The organism is Klebsiella sp. 10 (genome assembly GCF_018223925.1).
Lineage (GTDB): Bacteria > Pseudomonadota > Gammaproteobacteria > Enterobacterales > Enterobacteriaceae > Klebsiella > Klebsiella pneumoniae.
The window spans coordinates 173,675-199,420 of record NZ_JAGRRB010000004.1; the positions used below are offsets into that span (position 1 = coordinate 173,675).

25 protein-coding genes are annotated in these 25,746 nt (G+C 59.8%); 8 read left to right on the plus strand and 17 right to left on the minus strand.

Features of this window, described 5'->3' with window-relative positions; genetic code table 11:
• Positions 1 to 64 precede the first annotated feature (64 nt).
• Entirely contained in the window at positions 65 to 1,201 is a 1,137-nt protein-coding gene (locus tag KHQ26_RS05015; protein ID WP_004190569.1) for an alpha/beta hydrolase, read from the minus strand.
• Between the two features lie 172 nt (positions 1,202 to 1,373).
• Between KHQ26_RS05015 and KHQ26_RS05020 the strand changes: the two genes are divergently transcribed.
• A complete protein-coding gene (locus KHQ26_RS05020; protein ID WP_143465112.1) occupies positions 1,374 to 2,258 on the plus strand; it encodes a LysR family transcriptional regulator in 885 nt (294 codons plus the stop codon).
• Positions 2,259 to 2,382: 124 nt separating this feature from the next.
• On the opposite strand, the gene KHQ26_RS05025 is transcribed toward KHQ26_RS05020, so the two are convergent.
• The gene (locus tag KHQ26_RS05025; protein ID WP_004190572.1) at positions 2,383 to 3,216 is read right to left on the minus strand and encodes a DUF6216 family protein; all 834 of its coding nucleotides are present in this window, start codon (positions 3,214 to 3,216) and stop codon (positions 2,383 to 2,385) included.
• 230 nt (positions 3,217 to 3,446) lie between these two features.
• Here KHQ26_RS05025 and KHQ26_RS05030 point away from each other — a divergent pair, with 230 nt between their 5' ends.
• Positions 3,447 to 3,833 carry a hypothetical protein gene (locus KHQ26_RS05030; RefSeq protein ID WP_004190575.1) on the plus strand — a complete coding sequence of 129 codons (387 nt, stop codon included), beginning with the start codon at positions 3,447 to 3,449 and terminating at the stop codon, positions 3,831 to 3,833.
• Positions 3,834 to 4,000: 167 nt separating this feature from the next.
• Here KHQ26_RS05030 and KHQ26_RS05035 read toward each other — a convergent pair whose 3' ends face one another.
• Both KHQ26_RS05035 and KHQ26_RS05040 read right to left on the minus strand, forming a co-directional pair.
• Positions 4,001 to 5,617 carry a peptide ABC transporter substrate-binding protein gene (locus KHQ26_RS05035; RefSeq protein ID WP_004888568.1) on the minus strand — a complete coding sequence of 539 codons (1,617 nt, stop codon included), beginning with the start codon at positions 5,615 to 5,617 and terminating at the stop codon, positions 4,001 to 4,003.
• Positions 5,614 to 5,730, minus strand: a complete 117-nt coding sequence (locus KHQ26_RS05040) for a hypothetical protein (RefSeq protein ID WP_004148146.1) — start codon at positions 5,728 to 5,730, stop codon at positions 5,614 to 5,616. Before KHQ26_RS05040 ends, KHQ26_RS05035 begins: the two co-directional genes overlap by 4 nt.
• A gap of 72 nt (positions 5,731 to 5,802) precedes the next feature.
• On the opposite strand from KHQ26_RS05040, the gene mpaA reads away from it, so the two are divergent.
• Positions 5,803 to 6,510, plus strand: a complete 708-nt coding sequence (mpaA, locus tag KHQ26_RS05045) for a murein tripeptide amidase MpaA (protein ID WP_004888570.1) — start codon at positions 5,803 to 5,805, stop codon at positions 6,508 to 6,510.
• Here mpaA and ycjG read toward each other — a convergent pair.
• The gene (gene ycjG, locus KHQ26_RS05050) at positions 6,507 to 7,472 is read right to left on the minus strand and encodes an L-Ala-D/L-Glu epimerase (RefSeq protein WP_004176448.1); all 966 of its coding nucleotides are present in this window, start codon (positions 7,470 to 7,472) and stop codon (positions 6,507 to 6,509) included. The two genes, mpaA and ycjG, sit on opposite strands and share 4 nt — an antisense overlap.
• A gap of 102 nt (positions 7,473 to 7,574) precedes the next feature.
• Here ycjG and tpx point away from each other — a divergent pair, with 102 nt between their 5' ends.
• On the plus strand, positions 7,575 to 8,081 hold the full coding sequence (gene tpx, locus KHQ26_RS05055) for a thiol peroxidase (RefSeq protein ID WP_004152131.1): 507 nt from the start codon (positions 7,575 to 7,577) through the stop codon (positions 8,079 to 8,081).
• Between the two features lie 70 nt (positions 8,082 to 8,151).
• Here tpx and KHQ26_RS05060 read toward each other — a convergent pair whose 3' ends face one another.
• The 3 genes from KHQ26_RS05060 to KHQ26_RS05070 form a co-directional block, all read right to left on the minus strand.
• Positions 8,152 to 9,204: an AbrB family transcriptional regulator gene (locus KHQ26_RS05060; protein ID WP_004176450.1), complete on the minus strand. Its 1,053-nt coding sequence runs from the start codon at positions 9,202 to 9,204 to the stop codon at positions 8,152 to 8,154.
• 101 nt (positions 9,205 to 9,305) lie between these two features.
• The gene (gene tyrR, locus KHQ26_RS05065) at positions 9,306 to 10,847 is read right to left on the minus strand and encodes a transcriptional regulator TyrR (RefSeq protein ID WP_002901979.1); all 1,542 of its coding nucleotides are present in this window, start codon (positions 10,845 to 10,847) and stop codon (positions 9,306 to 9,308) included.
• Between the two features lie 172 nt (positions 10,848 to 11,019).
• The gene (locus KHQ26_RS05070) at positions 11,020 to 12,333 is read right to left on the minus strand and encodes a 6-phospho-beta-glucosidase (protein ID WP_020803570.1); all 1,314 of its coding nucleotides are present in this window, start codon (positions 12,331 to 12,333) and stop codon (positions 11,020 to 11,022) included.
• A 143-nt stretch (positions 12,334 to 12,476) separates the two neighbouring features.
• On the opposite strand from KHQ26_RS05070, the gene KHQ26_RS05075 reads away from it, so the two are divergent.
• Positions 12,477 to 13,346 (plus strand): LysR substrate-binding domain-containing protein, encoded by an 870-nt coding sequence (locus KHQ26_RS05075; RefSeq protein ID WP_223343760.1) that lies wholly within the window; start codon positions 12,477 to 12,479, stop codon positions 13,344 to 13,346.
• Positions 13,347 to 13,435: 89 nt separating this feature from the next.
• Here KHQ26_RS05075 and KHQ26_RS05080 read toward each other — a convergent pair whose 3' ends face one another.
• From KHQ26_RS05080 to pspA, 6 genes are all read right to left on the minus strand, one after another.
• Positions 13,436 to 14,497, minus strand: coding sequence for a YcjF family protein (locus KHQ26_RS05080; RefSeq protein ID WP_020803562.1), 1,062 nt, complete (start codon positions 14,495 to 14,497; stop codon positions 13,436 to 13,438).
• Positions 14,494 to 15,891 carry a YcjX family protein gene (locus KHQ26_RS05085; RefSeq protein ID WP_020803554.1) on the minus strand — a complete coding sequence of 466 codons (1,398 nt, stop codon included), beginning with the start codon at positions 15,889 to 15,891 and terminating at the stop codon, positions 14,494 to 14,496. Before KHQ26_RS05085 ends, KHQ26_RS05080 begins: the two co-directional genes overlap by 4 nt.
• A 102-nt stretch (positions 15,892 to 15,993) precedes the next feature.
• Positions 15,994 to 16,212: a phage shock protein PspD gene (gene pspD, locus KHQ26_RS05090; protein WP_002901915.1), complete on the minus strand. Its 219-nt coding sequence runs from the start codon at positions 16,210 to 16,212 to the stop codon at positions 15,994 to 15,996.
• Between the two features lie 28 nt (positions 16,213 to 16,240).
• The gene (pspC, locus tag KHQ26_RS05095) at positions 16,241 to 16,600 is read right to left on the minus strand and encodes an envelope stress response membrane protein PspC (protein WP_002901913.1); all 360 of its coding nucleotides are present in this window, start codon (positions 16,598 to 16,600) and stop codon (positions 16,241 to 16,243) included.
• Entirely contained in the window at positions 16,600 to 16,824 is a 225-nt protein-coding gene (gene pspB / locus KHQ26_RS05100; protein WP_002901911.1) for an envelope stress response membrane protein PspB, read from the minus strand. The genes pspC and pspB overlap by 1 nt, the downstream gene beginning before the upstream one ends.
• 55 nt (positions 16,825 to 16,879) lie before the next feature.
• Complete coding sequence (pspA, locus tag KHQ26_RS05105) at positions 16,880 to 17,548, minus strand: phage shock protein PspA (protein ID WP_004203910.1); 669 nt, start codon at positions 17,546 to 17,548, stop codon at positions 16,880 to 16,882.
• Positions 17,549 to 17,700: 152 nt separating this feature from the next.
• Between pspA and pspF the strand changes: the two genes are divergently transcribed.
• Complete coding sequence (gene pspF / locus KHQ26_RS05110) at positions 17,701 to 18,690, plus strand: phage shock protein operon transcriptional activator (protein ID WP_004148137.1); 990 nt, start codon at positions 17,701 to 17,703, stop codon at positions 18,688 to 18,690.
• On the opposite strand, the gene KHQ26_RS05115 is transcribed toward pspF, so the two are convergent.
• The gene (locus KHQ26_RS05115; RefSeq protein WP_020803558.1) at positions 18,681 to 20,072 is read right to left on the minus strand and encodes an MFS transporter; all 1,392 of its coding nucleotides are present in this window, start codon (positions 20,070 to 20,072) and stop codon (positions 18,681 to 18,683) included. The genes pspF and KHQ26_RS05115 overlap by 10 nt on opposite strands.
• A 25-nt stretch (positions 20,073 to 20,097) precedes the next feature.
• On the minus strand, positions 20,098 to 21,267 hold the full coding sequence (locus KHQ26_RS05120; RefSeq protein ID WP_032410268.1) for a M20 aminoacylase family protein: 1,170 nt from the start codon (positions 21,265 to 21,267) through the stop codon (positions 20,098 to 20,100).
• A 171-nt stretch (positions 21,268 to 21,438) separates the two neighbouring features.
• On the opposite strand from KHQ26_RS05120, the gene KHQ26_RS05125 reads away from it, so the two are divergent.
• Entirely contained in the window at positions 21,439 to 23,760 is a 2,322-nt protein-coding gene (locus KHQ26_RS05125) for a helix-turn-helix domain-containing protein (RefSeq protein ID WP_020803564.1), read from the plus strand.
• On the opposite strand, the gene KHQ26_RS05130 is transcribed toward KHQ26_RS05125, so the two are convergent.
• Positions 23,727 to 24,569, minus strand: coding sequence for a helix-turn-helix transcriptional regulator (locus tag KHQ26_RS05130; RefSeq protein ID WP_049124341.1), 843 nt, complete (start codon positions 24,567 to 24,569; stop codon positions 23,727 to 23,729). The genes KHQ26_RS05125 and KHQ26_RS05130 overlap by 34 nt on opposite strands.
• A 107-nt stretch (positions 24,570 to 24,676) precedes the next feature.
• Between KHQ26_RS05130 and KHQ26_RS05135 the strand changes: the two genes are divergently transcribed.
• The gene (locus tag KHQ26_RS05135; protein WP_075204416.1) at positions 24,677 to 25,585 is read left to right on the plus strand and encodes an SDR family oxidoreductase; all 909 of its coding nucleotides are present in this window, start codon (positions 24,677 to 24,679) and stop codon (positions 25,583 to 25,585) included.
• Positions 25,586 to 25,746 lie beyond the last annotated feature (161 nt).

The window sequence follows — 25,746 nt, forward strand, 5'->3', positions numbered from 1 at the left end:
TCCGACAAGACAAAGCCGCCCGCAGGCGCGTGGCGGCTTTGGGGATGTCTCCGGCACAGGAGATCTATTTCAGGTTGGTTTTAAAAAATTGCGCGAACGTCGCAAAGGGAATTTTGCCCGCGACGTTGTCATAGAGATCGACGTGGTTTGCGCCTGGGACAATCACCAGCGCTTTCTCTTTACTGCCGATGGCCTTAAAGGCATCTTCGGCAAAATAGCGTGAATGGGCTTTTTCGCCGGTCACGATAAGCGTCGGAATAGTCACTTCGCTGGCGTAACTCAGCAGCGGCATATTCATAAACGACAGCGGCATCGTCGCATTCCAGGCCCCGGTTGAATTAACCGAACGCGGATGGAAACCACGCGGCATACGGTAATAATCGAAAAACTCTTTCAGGACCGGGTTGGGGTTGGCGGGCAAGGTTTCCGGCAAAATACGATCGGCAGCGCTGACGTTGCCCTTATCATCAACATAAATGTCATGCCCACCGGGGACGAAGGTGCCGTTTGCCGCATCTTTCCAGCGCTGCACGTTCAGATAGCGCAGTACGGCGCGACGATCGGCAGTGGTATAGCGGTCTTTGCCATCGCCCACTCCATGCCCCATCGCGCGGCTCATGTCATACATTACGCTGGTCGCCACCGCTTTGACGCGTGTATCCATCGCCGCGTCGTTCAGGGCCATACCGCCCCAGCCACAAATGCCGAGCAAACCGATACGGTTGCGATCCACCTCTTTTTGCAGGCCCAGAAAGTCCACCGCGGCACTAAAATCCTCGGTATTGATATCCGGTGAGGCCACGTTGCGTGGGTAGCCACCGCTTTCGCCCGTATACGATGGGTCAAACGCCAGGGTGACAAACCCCTGTTCGGCCAGCGTCTGGGCATACAGGCCGCTGGACTGCTCTTTTACCGCGCCGAAGGGACCGCTCACGGCAATAGCTGCCAGTTTGCGTTCACCGCGATCCTTCGGCAGGTAGAGATCGCCAACTAAGGTTATCCCGTAGCGGTTCTGGAAGGTCACCTTACGGTGATCCACTTTCAAGCTCTCAGCAAACGTTTTATCCCATTGTTCAATCAGTGAAACAGGCGCATTCGGGTTAGTTGTCTCAGCAGAGCTCATCGTTGTGACTCCAGTTAATGAGGCGCAAAGCAGCATGGCGGGTATCGCGGCTGTCAGTTTTTTGGTGAAAACCGTCATCAAAATTCCCCTAAATAAACGTGATCAATGCAAGTCTTCAGTAGACAACGCTGCTGTGCTTTGTTGTCGTGCGCTTAGTGTAGCCAGCAGTAATGGTTCTGATTAGAGGCTGAAAAATGCTAAAATTAATACCATATTGTTCTAAATGGCATCTGGGTGACGAGGCAGGATAATGGCGAAACGGGAAAACTATAATGACCTTTATCTGTTTATGCAGGTGGTACGGGAAGGCAGTTTTACCGCCGCAGCGCAACGACTTGGCCTGGCGCAGTCCGGGGTAAGCCGTGCGGTTCGTGAACTTGAAGAGCGGCTGGGCGTTCAGCTTCTGGTGCGTACCACCCGCCGGTTGTCGCTCACTCAGGCAGGTGAGCAGCTCTATCACAACGTCGAATCCGGTTTCGACGCCTTAGATATGGGACTCGCCACGCTGGCCCACTATCGTCAAACGCCCTCCGGTACGGTACGCATCAATGCCAGCCAGCATGCCATTGATAAAGTCCTGCTGCCGAAGCTGGCAGTATTTAAACAACGCTATCCCGATATCAGACTGGAACTGATCAGCGAAAGCCGGTTTGTCGATATTATTGCGCAGCGATTTGATGCGGGCGTACGTCTGGGCCCGGAAGTCGGAAGCGGCATGATTGCGGTACGCATTTCGCCCGATATGGAGATGGCGGTGGTGGGTACACCGGAACATTTTCGCCGCTACGGCTTTCCACAAACGCCCGCCGATTTAGTCGCCCACCCCTGCATCGCTTATCAGTTCGGCGACGGCAGCCTTTACGCCTGGGAACTTAATGTGGATGGCAAAAAAATCCCCCACCCGCCTCAGGGACAGTGGGCTTTCGCCGATAGCTATATGGAGGCCAAAGCGGCGAGGCTCGGTCTGGGGCTGGCCTATGTCCCGGAAGAGCTGATTACCGACGATCTAGCCCAGGGCACACTTATCCGGGTGCTCCAGCGTTATAGCCAGCGTCTGGAAGGTTCATTTCTCTATTACCCGCACCGCAATGTGTCGCCCGCGCTGAGAGCGGTCATTGATACATTGCGAATGTAGCTGAGGTTGCCTGCAGGCAGCAGGCAACCGGTAGTGGCCGGTGACAGCTTCTGTACTCGGACCTGTCATTTAATTCCGATCGATGCAAACAGTAATGCCAGACGGAAATGAATTTATATAAATATTAATTTTGTGAGTTATGTACTTCATTATAAAGTTTAGAAGCAGCACCTCTGCGTAACAAGCTAAAAAAGCAAATAATCGTAAAGATGAAGGGGTAAATAGCCAAAACCCATGCCAGTTTTTGATTTTTAATAATATTATTTAGAGTATCACTCAACGAACCACTTGAAAAGTTCTCACAAATCCTGTCAACCGAGCGCACACTTATCCCCGCTTTTTCTGAGAAAACCGTTTTATCGAAATCTTCACTTTCACACTGTTTTTTATCGAGCTTCCACTCAGTCCAGTTCAGGGGAAGGTAATTATTGGTCCAGATCGAACTCTCAGCAATATGATCATTAATCCAAACCCATGACTTGTCGTCGCCTAATCGTACTAGTGCGGATGGCTTCAATGCCAGCAACATAAAATTTGATAATAGCAGCATAGTTAACACACAAGAGACAAATACACCAACATTAGCGATAAATAATGGTTTTATTGCCTTAAGCGTTGATATTTCAAACCATCCTTTCGCGGCTGTGACATGACGAATATCTATATTTTTCTTTTTCGTCCAGTTAATCAGTGACTTGATCTCTTCTTTATTTCTTGCGCCGACATTAAATAAAACATTAAAACGTTCAACATCATTTCTCTCATTGAAATATGCATTTATTTTACCGTCGTGAAACGTTTTCCCTCCCAGGCAGAACTCCCATAGCCGGTTCAATAAAGAATATGCGGATCCTGCCCGTTTCCAGAGAAACACTCCTAATAAACCAAAAGTAACAAAAATTAACGCGCTATTTATCAGTCCATCAAAATTCCATATCGAAGAAATTAAACTTTCCATCTAGCCCCTCTTAATCATCCCGCTAATCGTATGCTCAGCAATCACACCACAGCATCATTACAAAATAAATATTTTTTAACTGCAACTTTTCTTATCCAGCGCACAAGGTCATTGCCGATATCTTCTTATACGCAGGCCACAACTATACGTCACGCTCTTCTGCTACTTGAGCCTTACATTCCACCTCAGTGCTGCTACGCTATCTCTGAGAAAATGGCGAAGGAGATATAATGAAAGTCCTCAATATCCTGATCCGTCGATGCGTGCTGATTGCCCGCTTTGAAGATACCGTTTCGTTCTACGAAAATCTCATCGCGCAGAAGGCAAGGTTGCGTTTCGACTATCCCGAATACGATCTCAAACTGGCGCAGGTGGGTTCCGTGCTTTTAATTGGCGGAACCGAGCAAAGCCTGGCTCCGTTTCGCGCCACCGAGGCCACTTTCCTGGTAAACGACATTACCGCCTGGGAGAAACATCTGCCTTCCACCGGGGCAACGATTATCAACCTGGTGAAGGCCGTGCCCACCGGCTGGAACATGCTGGTTCGGCATCCGGATGGCATGGTTGCCGAATACGTTGAGCATCATGATAAAAACCCGGCGGATGAGATCTTCTGATGCTTCGCGACCAGATGGTAGAACCTGGCATCTGTCGGCCATACTGCCAGAAAAGTGAGACTTTCTACTGTGGCGCGAGAAGGAGAGCAGGAAAAACTGGCGCGGCAAGACGCGCCAGCTCGGGGATCAGCGATGGTTGCCTGGCATCATCAGGCAACCAGTACCGGTTAGTGCTTCACGATATACATGGTACGGCTGTAGGCCACATCTTCCGGGTTGGTGATCGGGTAGCCTTTCAGCCACGGCTTAATCAACCGGCCGTTAGTGTACTGGTAGATCGGCGCGATCGGCGCTTTGACCATAATGATCTTTTCCGCCGCGTTGTAATCGTCGTTACGCGCTTTGGCCGAATTCTCTACCGCCGCCTGGGCGAGGATTTTGTCGTACGCCGGATCGTTAAAGCGCGAAATATTTCCGCTGTGGGTGGAGGTCAGCAGCGACAGGAAGGTGGACGGCTCGTTGTAGTCCCCCACCCACGAAGCGCGGATCACGTCGAAATTGCCGGTGTTACGGCTGTCGATATAGGTTTTCCACTCCTGGTTCTGCAGCTTCACTTCCACGCCGAGGTTTTTCTTCCACATCGACGCCACCGCGATGGCAATCTTCTGGTGGTTCTCAGAGGTGTTATACAGCAGCGTCAGCTTCAGCGGACGATTCGGGCCATAGCCCGCGGCAGCCAGCAGGGCTTTCGCCTGGGCATTAAGCTCAGCCTGACTCATGCTCTCAAACTGTGACGGCTGGGGGGTGAAGCCCGCCGTCACGTCCGGCGTGAAGCGCCAGGCCGGTTTTTCCCCGGTCCCCAGTACTTTCTCCGCCATCACCCGGCGATCGATGGTCATGCTCAGCGCCAGGCGTACCCGCTCATCCGCCGTCGGCCCCTTTTGGGTATTGAAAGCGTAATAGTAGGTACCCAGCTGCGGCGGGGTATACACCTGCCCCGGAATATCCTTCAGCAGTTTCTGGTACATATTTTTCGGGAAAGACTCGGTGATATCGATATCCCCTGCAAGATAGCGCTTGGTGGCGGCGGACTCCTGGTTAATCGGCACAAAGGTGACCTGCTGGATCACCGTTTTGGCGTTATCCCAGTAGTGCGTGTTCGGCACCGCCACCAGCTTCTCATTGACCACACGGTCTTTCAGAACATAGGCGCCGTTGCCCACCAGGCTGCCGGGCCGCGTCCAGTTCGCCCCGCTGTCGACATTCGCCTTTTGCACCGGATAGAAGGCAAAGCTGGCGGTCAGGTTGCTGAACCACGGCAGTGGTTTATCCAGCTGCACCCGCAGGGTGTGGGCGTCGACGGCGGTGACTCCCAGGGTCTCCGGCGCGGCTTTGCCGTCAATAATGTTCTGCGCGTTAGCGATCCCCGCCAGCGCCGCGAACCAGGCGAACGGCGAAGTGGTTTTCGGATCCACCAGACGCTGCCAGCTATAGACGAAATCTTCGGCAGTAACCGGCGTGCCGTCGGACCAGCGGGCATTATCACGCAGGGTAAAGGTCCAGACGCGGTTATCGTTGCTCTGCCAGCGGGTCGCTACGCCTGGAACCAGGTTGCCTTTCGCATCCTGATTGACTAAACCTTCAAACAGATCGCGGATCACCTGGATTTCCGGCAGGCCCACCGCTTTGGCGGGATCTAACGAGGCGGGTTCATCTTTGATATGGCGCACTAACAGCTGTTTTTCCGCCAGTACCGTGCCCGGCGGTACGTCAGCCGCCCAGGCCAGAGAAGATACGCTGGCTAACCACAGCGCGCCGCATGTCAAAGCGACAGGATACTTCATAAGATCCCCTTTAAAATGAAAAAAATACCGCCAACAGAGCGATAATTATTTGTTTCATCACCTGAAATTGCAAACGACATATGATAGAAAATTGATGTGCCGTCGGATTTCACGCCTCAGGGAATGGGTTTGATCCCGATACGCTTTTCGCCAACACTAAATAATAACGACACACAGGAAGCCCTATGTCTATTTCACGTCCTCGCCCGCAGCGCGGCGACTTTCCGCCGGGAACCCGGCAGTATGGCAGCTCGGAACTGGGCGCGCCGCTGCTGTGGTTTCCTGCGCCGCAGGCCGACAGCCGTAGCGGGCTGATTATTGCCGGTACCCACGGTGATGAGAATTCGTCGATTGTGACCCTCTCCTGCGCCCTGCGCACCCTGAAACCCGAGCTGCGCCGCCACCACGTGGTGCTGACGGTCAATCCTGACGGCTGTCAGCTCGGGCTGCGCGCCAATGCCCGCGGCGTTGACCTCAACCGTAACTTTCCAGCAGCCAACTGGAAGCAAGGGGAAACGGTTTACCGCTGGAATAGCGCGGCGGCGGAGCGCGACGTGGTGCTGTTGACCGGCGAGCAGCCGGGTTCGGAACGGGAGACCGAGGCCCTGTGTCAGTTGATCCATCAGATTCATCCGGCGTGGGTGGTCTCCTTTCACGATCCGCTGGCCTGCATCGAAGATCCGGGCCACAGCCCGCTGGGTCGCTGGCTGGCCGACGCCTTCTCCCTGCCGCTGGTGGGCAGCGTGGGCTACGACACGCCGGGCTCCTTTGGCAGCTGGTGCGCCGATATCGGACTCCCCTGCATCACCGCCGAGTTTCCGCCGGTCTCCGCAGACGAGGCAACGGAGCGTTACCTGCCGGCGATGACCGATCTGCTGCACTGGCAGGCTTAAAGATGAAGCACGCCGGTGCTGAACCGCAGCGCCGGCTCAACGTCCACCGCCAGCCATGTCGGGCCGTCGAGGTCAGCGAAGCGCGCCAGCGGCGCCAGAGGGAGCGCGGCGGCGATCCCGCGCGAGGTGCAGAGCATACAGCCCAGCATCCGTTCAAATCCCTGCCGTTCCGCCTCCCCGGCCAGAGCCAGCGCTTCGGTCAGGCCGCCCGTTTTATCCAGTTTGATATTGACCATCTCATAGCGCCCGCGCAGCCGCGGCAGGCTCTCCCGGGTGTGGCAGCTCTCGTCGGCGCAAATCGGCAGCGGATGAACGAAGTTTTCCAGCGCCGAGTCGTCGTCGGCGGGGAGCGGCTGCTCAAGCATCGCCACACCGAGGTCCGCCAGCAGCTGACAGCGCGCCGCCAGCCCCTCGCTGTGCCAGGACTCATTGGCGTCAACAATCAGCGTAGCCTCCGGCGCCGCCTGGCGGATAGCGATTAGCCGCTCGCTGATCAGTCGATCGTCGAGCTTCACCTTCAACAGCTGGGCCCCTGCCTGCCACAGCGCCGCGGCGCTGGCCGCCATCTGATCCGGCGTGCCAATGACCACCGTCTGGGCGGTAATCACCCGGTTAGGCAACGCCACGCCCAACAGCTGGGCCAAGGTTTTGCCTTCGCGCCGGGCCTGCAGATCCCATAGCGCGCAGTCAATGGCATTGCGGGCGGCGCCTGCCGGCAGCAGCCGCTGCAGCTGTTCGCGGGTAAGCCCCGCCTCCAGTTGCTCGCCGATCGCCATCACCTGGGCCATGACCGAGGCGATGCTCTCGCCATAGCGGGGATAGGGTGTGCATTCGCCTACCCCTTTCACGCCGTCCTCTTCCAGTTCCACTACCACCACTTTTGCCTCGCTGCGGCTACCGCGGGCGATCACAAAAGGGGTATGGAGCGGCCAGGCTTCCTCATACACTCGCACGTTACGCATTCCCTTGTCCTCTCTGGTAAATGTTAAATAGGGTTTGCCGTGTAGCTGGCGGATGTCATACACTACTCGCGACGTTAACTATATGTAAACAGGAAGATAACCATGTCACAAACCGTGCATTTCCAGGGCAACCCCGTTTCTGTTCAGGGCACCATTCCGCAGGCAGGCGCTAAAGCGCAGCCGTTTACGCTGGTCGCCAAAGATCTCTCTGACGTCGCGCTGAGCCAGTACGCCGGCAAACGTAAAGTACTGAATATTTTCCCGAGCATTGATACCGGCGTGTGTGCCGCATCAGTGCGTAAATTCAACCAGCTGGCCGCTGAACTGGACAACACCGTAGTGCTGTGCATTTCCGCTGACCTGCCGTTCGCCCAGTCCCGCTTCTGCGGCGCGGAAGGCCTGAGCAATGTGGTCACCCTGTCCACGCTGCGCGGCGCGTCCTTCCTCGCTGACTACGGCGTCGCCATCGCCACCGGTCCGCTGGCTGGCCTGGCTGCGCGTGCGGTGGTCGTAATCGATGAAAACGATCAGGTCGTCTACAGCCAGCTGGTGAACGAAATCACCGAAGAGCCGGACTACGACGCCGCGCTGGCCGCCCTGAAAGCCTGATAACAGATTGCCCGGGCGCATCGCGCTCGCGGACATTCGATCTGCCCAGCCCTCGCTCTGCGGGGGCTTTTTATTGCCGCGGCGCATAGCGGGAGATAGCCCGCGCCATCGCCGGGCCGGTCAGCAAAATGGTAAACAGCCGCAGCGTCTGTAGCGCCATAATAAACGACATGTCCGCCCGGGTGCCGGCGGCGATAATCGCCACCGTGTCCAGCCCGCCGGGGCTGGTGGCCAGATAGGCGGTCATAAAGTCCATCTGCAGAATGTGGGTCAGGGCAAGGGCCATCAGGGCGCACATCAGGATCAGTCCGAGGATGGAGGCGATAATCTGCGGCAGCGTCTTGAGGGCCAGCAGAAAAATGGCTTTATTAAACTGGAGCCCCACCGTCCAGCCCAGCACCGCATAGGCCATCGCCAGCAGCCACTCCGGCAGCTCCAGCATCAGCCAGCCGCCGCCCTGGGCCAGCGCGCCAAGCAGCATCGGCAGCAGCATGGCCCCGGAGGGGATGCGCAGCCGCATGCCCAGCCAACAGGCCACCGCCGTCAGCAGCAGCGTGAAAGGGAAATTCAGGGTCAACGATGGAAACCAGACAATATCCTGAGTCATTTCCTGTGCTTCATTGCCCAGGGCATAGCGCACCACCAGCGCCGCCGCGCCGACGACAAACAGCACCCGCAGATACTGCATCAGCGCCACCAGCCGCACATCGGCCCCGTACTCCTGGGCCATCACCACCATTGCCGACGCGCCGCCGGGAGAGCTTCCCCAGGCGCCAGTGGCGCCCGGCAGCGCGCTGTAGCGGACCAGCAGCCAGCCGGTAAGGCCGCTTATCGCCAGGGTGGTCAACAGGATCGCCAGCACCAGCGCCCAGTTGTTGAACAGCACGCCAAAAACAGAGGGATTGATCGCCCGGGCGATCATGCAGCCGACGATGGCCTGCGCCGCCAGATAACAGGGGCGAGGGATGCTCAACTTCACCCCGCGCAGGCTCAAAATGAGACCGGCGATCAGCGGCCCCAGCAGCAGCGCTGCCGGCAGATGTATTCGTAACAGCAGCGAGGAAAAGAGAACAGAGAGCAGCAGCAATATCAGCCAGTGCCCGATCGCGCGACGCGACGCCAAGATGCACCACCCCGGAAAAAGGATTAAAAAACCAGTATATACAGGTTTGGCCCGCTTTGCAGGCCGGGATGCCGGCGACGTGGGTCGCCGGCCTGGCGGGATTATTCGTCGCCCTTTTTCTGACTCAGACCATATTCACGCAGCTTATTGGCGATGGCGGTATGCGACACCCCCAGCCGCTTCGCCAGCTTACGTGTGCTGGGGTAGCTGCGATAGAGCTGGGTCAGCACCGAGCGCTCAAAGCGGCGGGTGATGTCGTCCAGCGACCCTTCCATGGCCTCCTCGCCCACCGGCAGCGAGGCGACGTCATGGTCCGGCAGCAGAATGTCCTGTGGACGCAGCTCAAATCCTTCCAGCTGGGTCAGTGCGCGATAGACGGCATTCTTCAGCTGGCGGACGTTGCCGGGCCAGCTGTAGCGGGTAAGCACCGTACTGAGATCGGCAGAGAGCTTCGGCCGCGGGATCCCCTGCTCGTCGGCAAAGCGGGCCACGAACAGCTCCGTCAGCGGCATGATGTCCTGCGGGCAATCGCGCAGCGGCGGCAGATACAGCGTCAGGACGTTGAGGCGATAGTAGAGATCTTCGCGGAAAAGCCCTTTCTGCACCAGCTCGATCAGGTTTTTCTGCGTCGCGCAGATCACCCGCACATCGACGTGCACTTCATGATCCTCGCCAACGCGGCGGAAGGTGCCGTCGTTGAGAAAGCGCAGCAGCTTGGTCTGCATGCGCGGCGACATCTCGCCAATTTCATCCAGCAGCACCGAGCCGCCGTTGGCTTGCTCGAAGAAGCCCTTCTTGCCCTGCAGCGCGTCGCCAAACAGCTCGCTCTCGACCGCGTCCTCGGGAATGGAGCCACAGTTGAGCGCCAGATAGGGTTTGCCCGCCCGCGGACTGGCCAGATGGCAGGCATGGGCCAGCAGATCTTTACCGGTGCCGGTGTCGCCGACAATCAGCAGCGGCGCGCTGAGCATCGCCAGCTTGCGCGCTTGCTCCACCACGTGGCGCATTTTCGGCCCCACCGCGAGGATCTGACTGAAAGCGCTGGTATCCTGGCTGGTCATGGTCTGCAGCTGGCGTCCCATGCGCACGGTTGAGCGCAACATCGCCACGGCGCCGGTCAGCACTCGCTCGTTATGCTCTCCTTCCAGATAGACCGGAGTCACTTCCAGCAGGTAGTTCTGCCCATTCACCACCACATGCTCCGCATGCGTCTCCTGCGGGCTGCTCTCCAGCCAGCGCTGAACGTTAAAATCGGCGATCAGCTGGGCCACCGGGTGGTTACGCAGCTTCGCCTGGCTTTGGCCAAACAGAAGGCAGCTGGCGGGGTTCGCCAGTTCCACCCGACCTTTGGTATCCAGCGACAGCACCGGCTCCGGCATCGCTACCAGCAGCGCGCTGAGCGCCAGGTGTTCACGTTCAGACGGCATCCACGGCACGGTGCGCACGTCCGTCACGCCGGCGATACGGCGGATCTCAGCCATCAGGCTGCTGAACGTGGCGAATTCCAGTTCGGCGAAATTGAGGTAAATTCGGCCAATAGGGTCAATATCGATACCGCGCAGGTCAATACCACGCAGCACCAGCAAATCGAGCAATTCACGAGTCAGACCGAGACGGTCTTCACAAAAGACTTCAAGACGCATGGGAGTGTTCACCCTAAAAGTGCCAATGACGGGAGAATAATAGGCCAGGAATGGGTTTTCGGGAAGCTAACTGTCAACAATTATTGACAGTGTGGCGGAAAAATGGGCGCTGTGGCGTAAAGTCAGACGGTCAGTGGTTAAATCACCGGCCAGGCGGCCGGTGAGTCTTGGGTCAGGCGTGGAAAGTAGGCAGCCACTGACGGTTCTCAGCGATCACCTCATCCAACGCCAGTTCGAGCTTCTCGCCGCTGACGATCAGCGGATTCAGCATCAGAGCACGCCATGCGGTGTGGCGGTTGCCGGTGAGCGCGGCCTCGATAGTCAGCCGTTCAAATGATTTCATCAGCTGCAGCAAACGCAGGGTATCTTCCGGGAACGGCGCCACATTGAGAGGTAGCGGACCAGAAGCGGTAATCAGCGAGCTGACCTCTACCGCGCAGTCATCCGGCAGGCCACTGATGGCGCCGTTATTACGCGTATTGACGTGCATGATAATCCGCTTGTCGTTGTAGATGGCATTCATCAGCTCGCAGGCCGCCTCGGAATAGTACTGGCCGCCGCGCCCTTCCAGCGCCTTCGGTTTGACTGCCAGGTGCGGGTCGCGGTACTGGTCAAACAAGATTTTTTCCAGCTGCTTAACCACTTCCCCGCGGGTTCCTTCGCCGCCCGCCTCCGCCAGCTCCTGGCGCAGCAGATCGTCTTTCATGTAGTAATAACGCAGATAGGCGCAGGGGATCATGCCTAAGCCCTGCAGCAGATGCGACGGCCAACGGAACGGCGGAATGTTGCGCGGCACCAGCGGATCCCGACCGGCGTTGATCTCGGCTATCACCTCCGGCAGCCATTCTTTACCTTTGTGCAGGATCTGGCGCACGAAGATAAAGTGGTTCAGGCCGGCGACCTGCATCACCACCTCTTTTTCGTCAGCGCATTGCAGCAGAGTGGTTATCCCTTTTTGCATAATCACCGGCACGTTACACAGGCCGACGGCTTTGATGCGGCTGTGGCGCAGGATCGCTTCGGTCACCATCCCCGACGGGTTGGTAAAGTTCAGCAGCCAGGCGTCGGGACACAGTCGCTCCATATCGGCAGCGATCTCCAGGGCGATGGGAATGGTGCGGCAGGCGTTGGCGAAGCCGCCAAGGCCATTGGTCTCCTGGCCGATCAAGCCATACTTGAGGGAGATACGTTCATCGCTGATCCGGGCGTCAAGGCAGCCGGCGCGAAACTGCGAGCAGACGAAATCGGCATCGCGCAGCGCGCTTTCCCGGTCAAGGGTGGCCACCACTTCAATAGTCAGCCCGGCTTTGGCGATCATTCGCCGCGCCAGTCCGGCGATAATCTCGACTTTCTCTTTGCCCTCTTCAATGTCCACCAGCCATAGCGAAGCGACCGGCATTTCGTGATAGCGGTTGAGCAAACCTTCAATCAGTTCCGGGGTGTAGCTGGAGCCACCGCCAATCACCACAATTTTGAGTCCTGACATGGTATACCTCGGTTTAGTTACGATATAACTATTTAAAACCGGCAAAACTGGCCTAACAAACGAATTAAATCGGCCTATGCATGAACTCAATTAATGCATAAGGGAGACAATCTGTGCTTGAGCAACAAAGCATCCTTGCGCTGCTGCAGACCTTTGAGGTGACCGCCCGCCACCTGAGCTTTACCCTTGCCGCGCATGAAATGAACCTTACCCAGGGAGCGGTCAGCCATCGGATCCGCAGGCTGGAGATGCACATCGGGTTTCGCCTGTTTATCCGCATGACGCGTAAACTGGCGCTGACAGAGGAAGGTAAGCGGCTGCTGGCGACGTTAAGCCATTCGCTGCGGGCGATTAACGATGAAATTGAGGATATTCGCGATCAGGATCTGCGCGGCACGCTGCATATTGGTATTGCGCCGACGCTGGCCCATCTCTGGCTGATGCCGCGTCTGCCGCGCTTTCAGGCGCAATGGCCGGGACTGAATCTGCAGTTTCGCGTGCGCGCCGGGGTGATGGATTTTAACGAGGAGCGGGTGGATCTGGCAATTTACTACGGCGCCACGCGCTACCCCGATCTTTATCAACAGCGGCTGATGGCGGAAAGTTTGCTCCCGGTCTGCTCCCCGCGTTATCGCCAGCAGTATCGTCCGCTAAGCGGCGGCGACCCGGCGGCGCTCGTCTGGATCCATGCGTGCGAATCCACCGACGTACAGGATCAATTTGCGGAATGGCGCCTGTGGTGCCAGCACAGCGGACAGGCGTTACCTTTTGAAGGCCGGTATTACGCGGTGAATAACCACTCGCTGGCCATCGAGATGGCGCTCAATGGACTCGGCGTGGTGATGGGGCGTAAAACGCTGATCCAGCCGCTGCTCGACGCCGGCAGGCTGGTGGCCTTGTCTGAAAATGAAGCGCCCTCGCCCTTTGGCTATGACCTGATTTGTCCGCAGGAGAACCGTTCCCGCCCGCGCTTTCGCGCCTTCAGCGAGTGGCTGGCGGAGGAATGCGCCTAATCGAATATTGCCAGGGTGCGCGTGCCAGAGCTTGACGTCGAAGGCCGGGCAAGGCGAAGCCGCCGCCCGGCGATGTCTCTCAGCAGGGGTTAGTTTTCCGGGCGGGTTTTGCTTTTCTGCAGGGTCTCTTTTAACTGCCCAATCAGCTCGCGACGAAAATCGCCGAGTCGCGGTTTATCATCGGCGATCCACGGCAGCGGGCGGCACAGCTCCATCGCCTTGATCCCGAGACGGGCGGTCAGCAGGCCGGCGCCAATGCCCTGCGCGGCGCGCGCCGACAGCCGGGCCGCCAGATCCTGCGACATCCAGTCCATCCCCACCTCGCGCACCAGTTCGCTGGCGCCAGCGAAAGCGATATTAAGCAACACCAGGCGAAACAGTCGCAGACGGCTGTAATACCCGAGCTCAATGCCGTACAACGTGGCGATTCGGTTGATCAGCCGCAGGTTCCGCCAGGCGATAAACGCCATATCCACCAGCGCCAGCGGACTGACGGCAATCATCAGCGTCGACTCCGCCGCCGAACGGCTGATTTCCCGCCGCGCCTGGGCATCGAGCACCGGCTGCACCAGCTGCGCATAAAGGCTCACCACTTCACGGTCGCTTTGCGTTTCGTGGATCGCGGCATACCAGCGCTGCAGCGCCGGATGCGACTGATCCAGCCCGGCCTGCTGCGCCAGCTTCTCACAAAACGCTTTCGCTTTACCGACCGCGTGACTGTGCAGCATATCGCGCGCTTCATCGCGTTCGTGGGCGCGCTGGCGCAGTCGCCACAGACGGCGCCACTCGGTGGCCAGCGAACCGACGCCGGCCCCGACGATCAGCGCCCCGGCGACGCAGCCGCCCAGCGCAATCCAGTCCTGGGTCTGCCAGGCGTTAGCCGTCCACTGCACGCCTTGCGCCACGACGCTGACGCCGAAGATCGCCAGTCCGACGCTGACCATCCGCCGCCACAGGCTGCGTTTGGGTCGCAGGACCGACTCCACCACCGCTTCCGGCGCCCCCTCTTCCTCTTCCCCGGTCACCAGCCGCGCTGGCGCGAAGTTGTCGGCCTCCAGGGTGTCGAAGGCGCGAGCGCCTTTCAGTGACGGAATTTTCTCCGCTTGCAGCGGCCCATCAAAATCAATCCGCGGTTTTAACGGTTCGCTCATCGCAGTTTATCTCCAATCAAAAATTCCAGCGCCGCGTCGAGACGAATGTGCGGCAAAGGCCGATCGACATCCATGACCTGCGGACGAAAGTTTTCAAACTGAAATCCCTGCTGCTGCCAGAAGGCCTGGCCCGGCAGGCGCGCCGGCACCTCACCGGGATAGATGGTCAACGGCTGGCCGTCGCTCAGGCGATTGCCGCGCAGGGCGGGAATTTTCTCGCCATTCACCTCAATCAGCCCGCTCTGGGTCGCCTGAATGGACGCCAGCCCCAGGCAATCCATACTGATCCCTTCAAAGGCGGCGTTCTGCCACGCGTCCTGAATCAGTTGCTGCAGGAGCGACACCATATTGCTGTGCTGATCGATCGTGACGTGATCGGCTTTGGTGGCGGCAAACAGCAGCTTGTCGATGACGGGCGAGAACAACCGGCGGAACAAGGTGCGCTGCCCGTAATGGAAACTTTGCATCAGCTGGGTCAATGCCAGACGCATATCGTTAAACGCCTGCGGCCCGCTGTTGAGCGGCTGCAGACAGTCCACCAGCACAATCTGCCGGTCGAAGCGCAGGAAGTGCTCTTTGTAGAACCCCTTCACCACCCTTTCGCAATAGTATTTGTAGCGTTCGCGCAGCATGCCGGCGTTGCTGTGTTTATCGGCCTGCGCCAGCTTGGCTTCGCCGACGGCGTAGACGTCGGGCCACGGGAAAAACTGCAGCGCCGGCGCGCCCGCCATTTCTCCGGGCAGGACAAAGCGCCCGGGTTGGATAAAGTGCAGCCCTTCGCGCTTACAGGCGTGGAGATAGTCCGTCCAGGCGGCAGCGATATCCGCCAGCCGAGCCTCGTCGGCAGGGGCCAGCGGATCCAGCCCGGCGCACAGCTGCCGCCAGCGGGCCGACCACTCCGCACGCTGTCCCTGCAGGAGCCCGGTCATCTGTCGCGACCAGCTCAGATAATCCTGCGCCAGCATCGGCAGGTCGAGCAGCCACTCGCCCGGATAGTCGACGATCTCCAGATACAGCGTGGAGGTATCTTTAAAATGGCGCAGCAGGGAGTCATTCGAACGGTAGCGCAGCGCGAGACGGATCTCGCTCACCCCGCGCGTCGGGGTTGGCCACATGGGGGGCTGGCCGTACAGCTGGGCCAGCCCTTCGTCGTAGGTGAATCGGGGAATGCCAAAGTCCCGCTGCGGCACGCGCTTGACGCCGAGCAGCCGCTCTTCGCGTGCGGCGCTCAGCAGCGGCAGGCGGGCGCCGGTGTGGATATTCAACAGCTGGTTGACCAGCGCGGTGATAAACGCCGTTTTACCGCTCCGGCTCAGGCCGGTCACCGCCAGACGTAAATGCCGGTCAACCCCGCGGTTGACCAGCGCATTCAATTCAGTTTTCAGTCGCTTCATCGCCAGTCCGTTATGCCCTGAAGGTATGTCTCGTCATCATAAGCGATCTGCCGGGGATAAGCAGGACAACGTTAATCCTTTTGCGCCTTCCCCACGGCGGCATTATTTCATCCCGCGCGTGACGCGGTTGGCCAGCCGGCTGAGCAGCGGCTCCAGCGCCACCGCCAGCAGCATTTTCAGCGGCCGACGCGCGACCGATTTAACCGCCCAGCCGGCAACGCCCGCCGGGCCATAACGCAGCGCGGTCAGCAGCGCCAGCTTACCGACGATTTTCAGACCGGGCTTCACCTGCTGCCCGGCGCGTTGCCATTTGCTATTCATGCGTTGCCTCATTCGTTAGAAACAGGGTTTACAGCTGGCGAAAGCGGCTGCGCAGCGTAAAGGTGTCGGAGGTCACATACCGCTCCATTTCACGCAGACGCTGTTCACCGGAGGCCAGTTCGGCATCCACGGCGGCCAGCAGATCGCCATTGCTCGGCGCTTTATGACCGTACAGCTCGCTGTCCGGTATCGGATCCAGAGCAAAAGTCAAAATGATGTAGGCCACCAGGACAAAGAAAAAGAGGCCGAAAATCATCGCCAGCACGGTAATCAGACGCACCAGCTTCACCGGGACATCAAGATGCTGAGCAATACCCGCGCAGACGCCCTTCACCATCCCGCGCTGCGGGATACGCCACAGTTTTTTATTCAGATCCAGTCCGGCCATTATTTGTCCCTCCAGTTCGGATGTTCGGCATCCAGGATCGCTTCCAGCGCCTGAATGCGTTCGCGCATCCGCTTCGCGTCATCGGTCAACTGCAGCAGCCGTTGCTGCTCATTTTGCGTCAGACTGCCGTTGGCGCCGCGATTGTTGTAGTGCAGCCACAGCCAGACCGGCAGAACAAACAGCACAAACAGCGTCAGCGGAATGGCGAGAAAAAGCATGCTCATGTGTACTCCTTACAGGGGGTGAGCCGCGGCGCAACGCCGCGCCGCGCAATCATACTTACTGGTTGGACTGATTCATTTTGGCTTTCAACGCCGCCAGCTGCTCGCTGATTTCATCGTCCGCTTTCAGTTCGGCAAACTGCTGATCCAGCGTCTGCTGCTTGCCAAAGCGGTGGCTCTCCGCTTCCGCTTCCATCTGATCGATGCGACGCTCAAAGGATTCAAAGCGCGCCATCGCCTCATCCAGTTTACCGCTGTCCAGCTGGCGACGCACATCGCGGGATGAACTCGCCGCCTGATGGCGCAGCGCCAGCGCCTGCTGACGGGCGCGGGTTTCGCTAAGTTTGTTCTCCAGCTCGCCAATCTCTTTTTTCATCCGCGCCAGGGTTTCATCCACCAGCTGCACTTCATGATCCAGCTGAGCGATAAGGTCGGTCAGCTTTTGTTTTTCGATCAGCGCCGCCCGGGCCAGATCTTCTTTCTCTTTGCGCAGGGCCAGCTCGGCTTTTTCCTGCCATTCCGCCTGCTGGGCGACCGCCTGCTCAATACGACGGGTCAGCTGTTTCTTTTCCGCCAGCGCGCGGGCCGACGTCGAACGCACCTCAACCAGCGTGTCTTCCATCTCCTGGATCATCAGACGCACCAGCTTTTGCGGGTCCTCCGCTTTCTCCAGCAGGGAGTTGATGTTGGCGTTCACGATGTCGGCAAAACGAGAAAAAATACCCATAATTTCAATCCTCATAGTTCTGGTTTCAGGCATTCACCTGTGGCTTAGCTAATACAAATGGCGTGCCAACTTTTTATCTTATTGATTTTAAACAGGGTGGTTGCGAAACGTGCTGGGCATTGCTACAGTCACCTGGTTAATTACACTACTTAATGGCGAAATTCATCATGGCGCAGTACAAGGATAATCTGCTGGGCGAGGCCAACAGCTTTCTCGAGGTGCTGGAACAGGTTTCCCGGCTGGCCCCGCTGGATAAACCGGTGCTGGTCATCGGCGAGCGCGGCACCGGGAAAGAGCTTATCGCTAACCGTCTCCACTACCTCTCCAGCCGCTGGCAGGGGCCGTTTATCTCGTTGAACTGCGCGGCGCTGAACGATAATCTGCTCGACTCGGAGCTGTTCGGCCACGAAGCCGGGGCTTTCACCGGGGCCAGCAAGCGCCATCCCGGGCGCTTCGAGCGCGCCGACGGCGGGACGCTGTTTCTCGATGAGCTGGCGACAGCCCCAATGCTGGTGCAGGAGAAGCTGTTAAGAGTGATTGAATATGGCGAGCTGGAGCGCGTGGGCGGCAGCCAGCCGCTGCAGGTTAACGTCCGGCTGGTGTGCGCCACCAACGCTGACCTGCCGCAGATGGTCGAGGAAGGTCATTTTCGCGCCGACCTGCTCGACCGCCTGGCCTTCGACGTGGTACAGCTCCCCCCGCTGCGCGACCGGCAGAGCGACATCATGTTGCTCGCCAACCAGTTTGCCATCCAGATGTGCCGCGAACTCGGTCTGCCGCTGTTTCCCGGCTTTAGCGAACGAGCGACCGCGACGCTGCTCGGCTACCGCTGGCCGGGGAATATTCGCGAACTGAAGAACGTGGTTGAGCGCTCGGTGTATCGCCACGGCGACAGCGAACATGAGCTGGACGCGATTATTATTAATCCTTTTCGTCAGTCCCCCGGCTCTCCGCCGGAAGCCGCGCCCGGCGATGAGCTGCCCGCGCTACCGCTGGATCTGCGCGATTTCCAGCTCCAGCAGGAAAAACGCCTGCTGCAGCGGAGTCTGGAGCAGGCGAAGTATCATCAGAAGCAGGCGGCGGAGCTGCTGGGATTAACCTATCACCAGCTCCGCGCGCTGCTGAAAAAGCATCAGCTGTGAGGGGCGCGCGGCAGCAGCAGCGCGCTCACCGCCATCGCCCCCAGACATAAGACGGCGTTAAACCACAGGGCATACTGGGCGGCATGGGCCATGCCCAGCGGTAAAAACAGCGCGAAAAGTGACGCTGTCACGGCGATACCCATCGCCCCGCCCAGCGAGCTGCCCATCTTATAGATCCCCGAGGCGACGCCGATTTTGTTCTCCGGGGCATTGGCCACCGCGGTATCCGTCGATGGCGTGGCGTAGCAGCCCAGTCCGAGGCCAAACAGCACGTTGCTGGCGAACACCACCCCGATATACAGCGCCTTTTCGAGAAAGGTGCAGGATATCAGCGCGATGGCGATAGCGGTCAACACCGGACCGGCCATCATCGGCAGCCGGGCGCCATAGCGCTGCAGCAGCTTCTCGCCGACCCGGATCATCGCCAGGACGGTCATCAGATAGCCGAGGGTCATCATCCCGCTCTCCAGCGGCGTCAGGTGGTGCCCTTGCTGCAGCCAGATGCTGGCGATCATCATGGTGCCAATCGCCCCATTGAGCAGAAAGTTCGACAGCACTGCCGCACCGTAGGCCCGATTGCGGAACAGCGCAAAATCAATCAGCGCCGCCTCGCCTTTGCGCATGCCGTTGCGGATAAATATCGTCCCCGCCGCCAGCGCCCCGGCCAGCATGGTCAACGACAGCGGGCTGCTCCAGCCCCAGCCGTGGCCCTTGCTGATAAACAGATTCACCAGCACCAGCGCAACAATCAGGCTCAGCAGACCGCCGACGTCCAGCTTATGCTGGCTGGCGCTGGCGCTGCGGCTCTCCGGCGTGCCGCGCAGCAAAAACAGCGCCAGCAGGGCAACGGCGATCGAGAAGACGAAGATCCAGCGCCAGCCCAGACCGGTGGCGATAGCCCCGCCGACGAAGGAACAGAGACCGCTGCCGCCCCACGAGCCGATGACCCAGAAGCTGACCGCCCGCTGCCGCGCACGCCCCTCATACCAGGTCTTAATCAGCGCCAGCGTCGCCGGCATAATGCAGGCTGCCGACAGCCCCTGCAGCACCCGGCCGGCGAGGAACAGCCCCGGTCCCTGAGCGACCACCAGCATGGCGCTGCCGACGATACTCAGCCCCAGCCCGAGGGTGGTCATCCGCATCCGGCCAAACTTGTCCGCCAGGCCGCCGCTGGCGACCACGAAGCAGCCGCTGAACAGCGCGCTGAGACTGACGGCCAGAGTTAAGGTTTCAAGAGAGATATCAAGGCTGCTTTTCATCGCCGGCACCACGTTAATCACCGACTGGGCGAACAGCCAGAAGGTTAAAACGCTTAACACAATCCCCACCAGCAGGCGATCGTTGCCGACAAACGGGGTGTCGCTTATTGTGACAGTGCTCATCGCATGGCCCTCCCGTTTCTCGTGATTAGCGCAGATAGCGTTCCGTCAGGCCACACCACAGCGCCGCGCCGGTCAGCAACAGCGCGTCGTTGAAGTCATACCCCGGGTTATGCACCATGCAGCGATCCGGCTCATCGCCAGCGCCGATGGTGAAATAGCTGCCATGCGGGTGCTGCTCCAGCATGAAGGCAAAATCTTCACTGCCCATAAACGGCTTCACCTCGCCCACCTGCTCTGCGCCAAACAGCGCTGTCGCCACCTCCCGCACCATGGCGTTCGTCGCCGGATCGTTACGCAACACCGGGCTGCCGTTGACGTGGGTCAGCGTGGCGGTGGCATTGAAGCTCTCCGCCTGGGCCACGGCGATATCATGGATCCGCTGCAGCACGGTCTCGCGCACCTGCTCATTGAGGGTGCGCACCGTGAGCTTCATCAGCACGTGATCGTTAATGATATTGGGCGCATGACCGGCCTGGATGCTGCCGACGGTCACCACCGCCGGTTCAAACGGGGTGATATTGCGCGAGACAATGGACTGTAGCGCGAGGGTAATATGGCAGGCCACCAGCGTGGCATCCACCGTATGCTCCGGCACCGCGCCGTGGCCGCCAACGCCCTTCACTTCAATATGCAGCGTATCCGAGGAGGCCATCATCGCCCCGTCGCGCAGGCCGATCTTGCCCAACGGCTGACCCGGCATATTGTGCAGGCCGAAGATGGCGTCGCAGGGGAACTGGTCAAACAGACCGTCCTCGACCATTACCGGCCCGCCGTACAGCAACTCTTCCGCGGGCTGGAAAATCAGCTGCAGCGTGCCGGTAAACTGGCGGGTGCGCGCCAGATATTCAGCTGCGTAGAGCAGCGTGGTAGTGTGCCCGTCATGGCCGCAGCCGTGAAAGCGCCCTTCAACCTGGCTTGCCCACGGCTTACCGCTCCGCTCCTGCATCGGCAGGGCATCCATATCCGCCCGCAGGCCAAGGCGTTTTTTCCCCTCGCCGACGCGCAGCGTGCCCACCACTCCGGTGCCCGCCAGGCCGCGGTGAACCTCGTATCCCCACTCGCCAAGCAGTCGGGCGACCTCGCTGCTGGTCTGGTGCTCTTCAAAGCCGATCTCCGGCTGCTGGTGGAACCGACGACGCAGAGCAATAAATTGCGCCTCGTTAACCTGCAATGCTTCTAGCAACGGATGTGTCATTTTTGTTATTCCTGTGTTGTGTTTGCACGACACTTTCGAGTTTATGCGGGTGGCTCAGCTTGCAGGCGCGCTTTTTTGTTTTATATTGACGAAAAATCAATGAGTGTTTTTCATACATATCGGTTATGACAAAAAACAACCGGTTGTTTTTTGTCTACAGAGGAGAGTCATGTGGAGCAGCATGCAGGCGACTTTAGCGTCACCGTACGCGATGTGCGTCAGCTGACCCAGCCGGAAAGCGATCTGCTGACGCTGCTGTGGGTACTGGAGGGAAGCGTAAATCTGGCGGTGGCGGAAGGTGCGTCGCAGCCGCTCGCCGCCGACGGGCTGGCGATCGTTAACCGCAACCGTCGCTGGAGCCTGCGCAGCGCCGGGGCCAACGCCGTGATGATCCTCACCCTCTCCGCCAGCTGGCTGGCCCGCCTCGATAATGCCTTTTTTGCCGTCGATTACCAGATAACGCCGCGCACCCGGGATGCCGATGACGGCCTGCGCCGCCTGATGCGCCAGCTGCTGGTGAGCGGCCTGGTCAATCATCCTGGCCATTACCGACTGGAGGCCAACCGCTGGCTGAGTGAGATAGCGCTGCTGCTGGCCACGCGCTTTAGCCAGCCCATCGCCTCCACGCCCCGGCGCGATACCGAAAAATGGAGCCGGAGAATAGCCAGCGTGGTGGCGCGGATCGACGCTAACTATCAGCGTCGCCTCTCGTTGCAGGAGGTGGCGGCCGCGGAATTTGTCTCCGAGGCCTGGCTGTCACGCTTATTTCGCAAAGAGGTCGGGGTAAGTTTTGTCCAGTACCTCACCGCGCTGCGCCTGCGCCACGCCGCCGACCAGCTATTAACCACCCGCAAAACCGTCCAGCAAATCGCCCGCGAACAGGGATTCGCCAGTACGCGAATGATGAGCGATTTGTTTAAGCGCCAGCACGGCGTGACGCCGCGCCAGTATCGTGAACAGCATCCTCTGGAGCTTGCCAGACCGCGCCCGCCGCAGGCCGATCGCTGGCAGCCGGTGGCGGCCGACCGGCTGTATGCGCGACTCAATGAGCCGGAACCACGCGACCGGGAAAGTCCCCCCCTGCCGATCAACCCACCGCAGACCCGGGAGATCAATCTGCGCGATCGTCCAGCGCGCCCCGCAGCGCTGCGCCATACCCGGATGGTGGTGACCGTGCGCGAACTGGACGATCTGCTGCGCGAAGATGTGCGCCGGGAACTCGAACAGCTGCACCACGCCCTGCCGGTGTATGCCATCGATATCAACGATCCCTTTCTCAGCAGTCGGCTGTTCGGCACCGGCTGGGACGATCCGCAGATTGCCGGCTACGCCTGCTGGTACAACCTGCAGCAGATTTTTAGCTGGCTGGCGGCGATGGGCTGGCAGGTGATCCTGCACACCGGCGTCACCACCCGCAGTGACCTGCTGCAGCGCTTCCTGCAGCTCGCCGCCAACCATTTTCCGCCAGCCACGCTCAACAGCTGGCGCTTTGTCTGGCACTGGTCGCCGCAGGCCAGCGAAGCTGCGCGCCAGGCCGCCTGGCGGCAGCAGCGCGGGGTCCTTCATCGCCTGCTGCCGCAGCCGCAGCTGGGGATCTGGCACCGCTTTGCTCCCAGCGATCCCGGGAACGATCCGCTGTTCCACTCGCCGCTGCTGGCAGAGGCGGATTTTCTCGCCTGCCAGGCAGATGCCAACGAACAGCTGGATCTGGCCCAGGCAGACAGCAGCCGCCTGGCCTCCAGCGAACATTATCCGCTGCACAAGCTGCGGCAGATCCACAGCGCCCTGCGCCAGCGTCAGCTCAACCTGCCGCTGTGGCTGCTCTCCTGGAATACGCTGACCGGCGATACGCGGGATACCAACGGCCGCTTTTTTCGCGGCGCGCTGCTGATGGATAATCTGCTGGGGGTGGCGGACCAGGTCTGGCTGGCGGGCTTCTGGTTAAATTCAGGCCTCCAGGGCGAAGCTCGCGCCAACGGCAAGCTCGATACCTCCAGCCTGGCGCTGCACTATCTGCACGGCCTGCCGCGCCCGGTTTACTGGGTACTCTGGCTCTGGCGGCGGCTGCGCGGCGAGATCCTGGTTCACGATAAAAACCTGCTGCTGCTTCACCACCAGGGTCACTACCAGCTGCTGCTGCGCAATACGGTGGTCTACAATCCCTGGCTCTCCAGCGAAGCGGCCTTTATCCAGCGCTTCAGCCAGCCCTACAGCGTGCGGTTGCAGGGCCTGGATGGCAGCTGGCGCATCAAACAGCATCTGTTCGATCAGCACCACGGCGCGTTGTTCCCGCTGGTGGACGCCTTTCGCAGCCGCAGCGGCCCTGACGCCGAGGATTATCAGTGGCTGATGCATCAGGCCCGTCCGGCGCTCAGCGTGGATGAAGCCAGGCTCGATGGCTATTGGCTGCGGATCGACTCGCTGCAGAGCAATGCGCTGGTGCTGTATGAATTTACCCCTCAGCTCTCCTCCGGCGCGGATCCCGCCCCCTGAAGTAAACCGTGAATTTTCCGCTGGCTCTCCGTCGTTGCCGGATTAAAGACCAGCAGGGAAAGATCGGGACGGCCCTCCACGGCAAAGGAGGTAAATTCCAGGTCGAGCGGACCCATCTGCGGGTGATTAATGCGCTTATAGCCCTCGCCGTGGCCGGCGACGTCATGGCTTTGCCAGAAACGGGCGAACTCGACGCTCTGCTGGCTGAGCTCCGCGATCAACTGGTCAGTTTCTTTCGTGGCGCCCATCCGCGTGACGTCGGCGCGGAAGGCGTTGACGATAAGCTGCCCCACCCTCTGCCAGTCCTCCAGAGTGCAGCGGGCCTCCGGCCGGGTAAACAGGCGGCGCAGCACGTTGCGCTCCGCCAGCGGCAGTTGGCTGTAGTCGGTCAGCACCCTGGCCGCCGGCGCGTTCCAGGCGATGACGTCCCAGCTGGCGGTGCGGATAATCGACGGAATGGTGAAAGCGTCAAGCACCCGCTGCAGCCGCGGCGTCATATCATCCGTCACCGTCAGACGCGTCTGCGGCGGATGGCCAAAGGCGAGAATAAACAGATGCTCGCGCTCCGGGGTGGTCAGCCGCAGACCGCGGGCGATCCGCTCCAGCACCTCGCGGGAAGGCGCCCCGCCGCGCCCCTGTTCAAGCCAGGTATACCAGGTCGGGCTGATGCTGGCGAGCTGCGCGACCTCTTCGCGGCGCAGCCCCGGGGTGCGCCGGCGTCCCGCCGGGAAGCCAAACGTTGCCGGATCGAGACGCTGGCGGCGGGCGCGGAGAAAATCGCCTAAAGCATGGTTGTCAGAAGTGTTCATCATCTGCCTGTGGGTTCTGCCTGTTAGAATTTATACCCCGATAATGTCTCTACTTTTATAGTATGACATCGCAGGTAGGATACGCCTGAAACCCATTCAGGAGATCCATGATGCGTATATTTCTTACCGGCGCGAGCGGATTTATCGGCTCACGTATTCTTCCGGCGCTGCAGGCGTCGGGCCATCAGGTTATCGGCCTCGCGCGCAGCGAAAGCACCGCACAGGCCCTGAAGGCGGCCGGCGCCGAGGTGCATCGCGGCACGCTGGATGCCCCGGAGTCGCTGCTGGCTGGCGTCGGGAATGCCGACGCGGTGATCCATACCGCCTTCGACCACGACTTCAGCCGCTTTGCCGCTAACTGCGAGAAAGACCGCCAGGCGATCCTGGCCCTGGGCCAGGCGCTGCGAGGCAGCACGCGGCCGCTGGTGATCACCTCCGGCACGCTGATGGGCGACGACGGGAGCGGCGCCCCGGCCCGGGAGTCGTTCTTCAACTCAGCGCACTCCAGCCCGCGCACCGCCTCAGAGCTCGCCGGCCAGCAGTTGCTGGAGGCGGGAGTGGATGTCAGGGTGGTCCGCTTACCGCAGGTGCATGACACCGTGCGTCAGGGACTGCTGACCTGCTACATCGAACGCGCGGTCGCCAACGGGGCGGTAGCCCTGCGCGGCGAGGGAAGCAACCGCTGGTCAGCCGCCCATGTCGATGACGTCGCACGTCTGTATGTCAGCGCGCTGCTTCAGGGCGCGGCCGGCGAGCGCTATCATGCGGTGGCCGAAGAGGGGATCGCGTTACGCGATATTGCAGCGGTAATTGCCCACGGATTAAACCTGCCGCTGACCCACCTGGATGACTCGCAGGTCGACGCCTGGTTCGGCTGGTTTGCGCCGTTTACCGCCCTTGACCTGCGCGCCAGCTCGGCATGGACCCGCGAGCGCTTGCAGTGGCAGCCGCTTGGCCCCGGGCTGCTGGAGGACCTGCAGAACATGGACTATCATAAAGTGACACTGTCACAATAATCGAAACACGCTCCCCCTGTATCACACCCGACGGTTACGGCTAGTCGCCCGTCGGGTCATCGGCTTTCTCCCCGCTATACTGAATCTATTCTCTAGCGTCCGCACGCCGTCGCCGTTTGGTCAACCGCGGCCAAACAGAGCTGACTGGCGATATCGGCGAT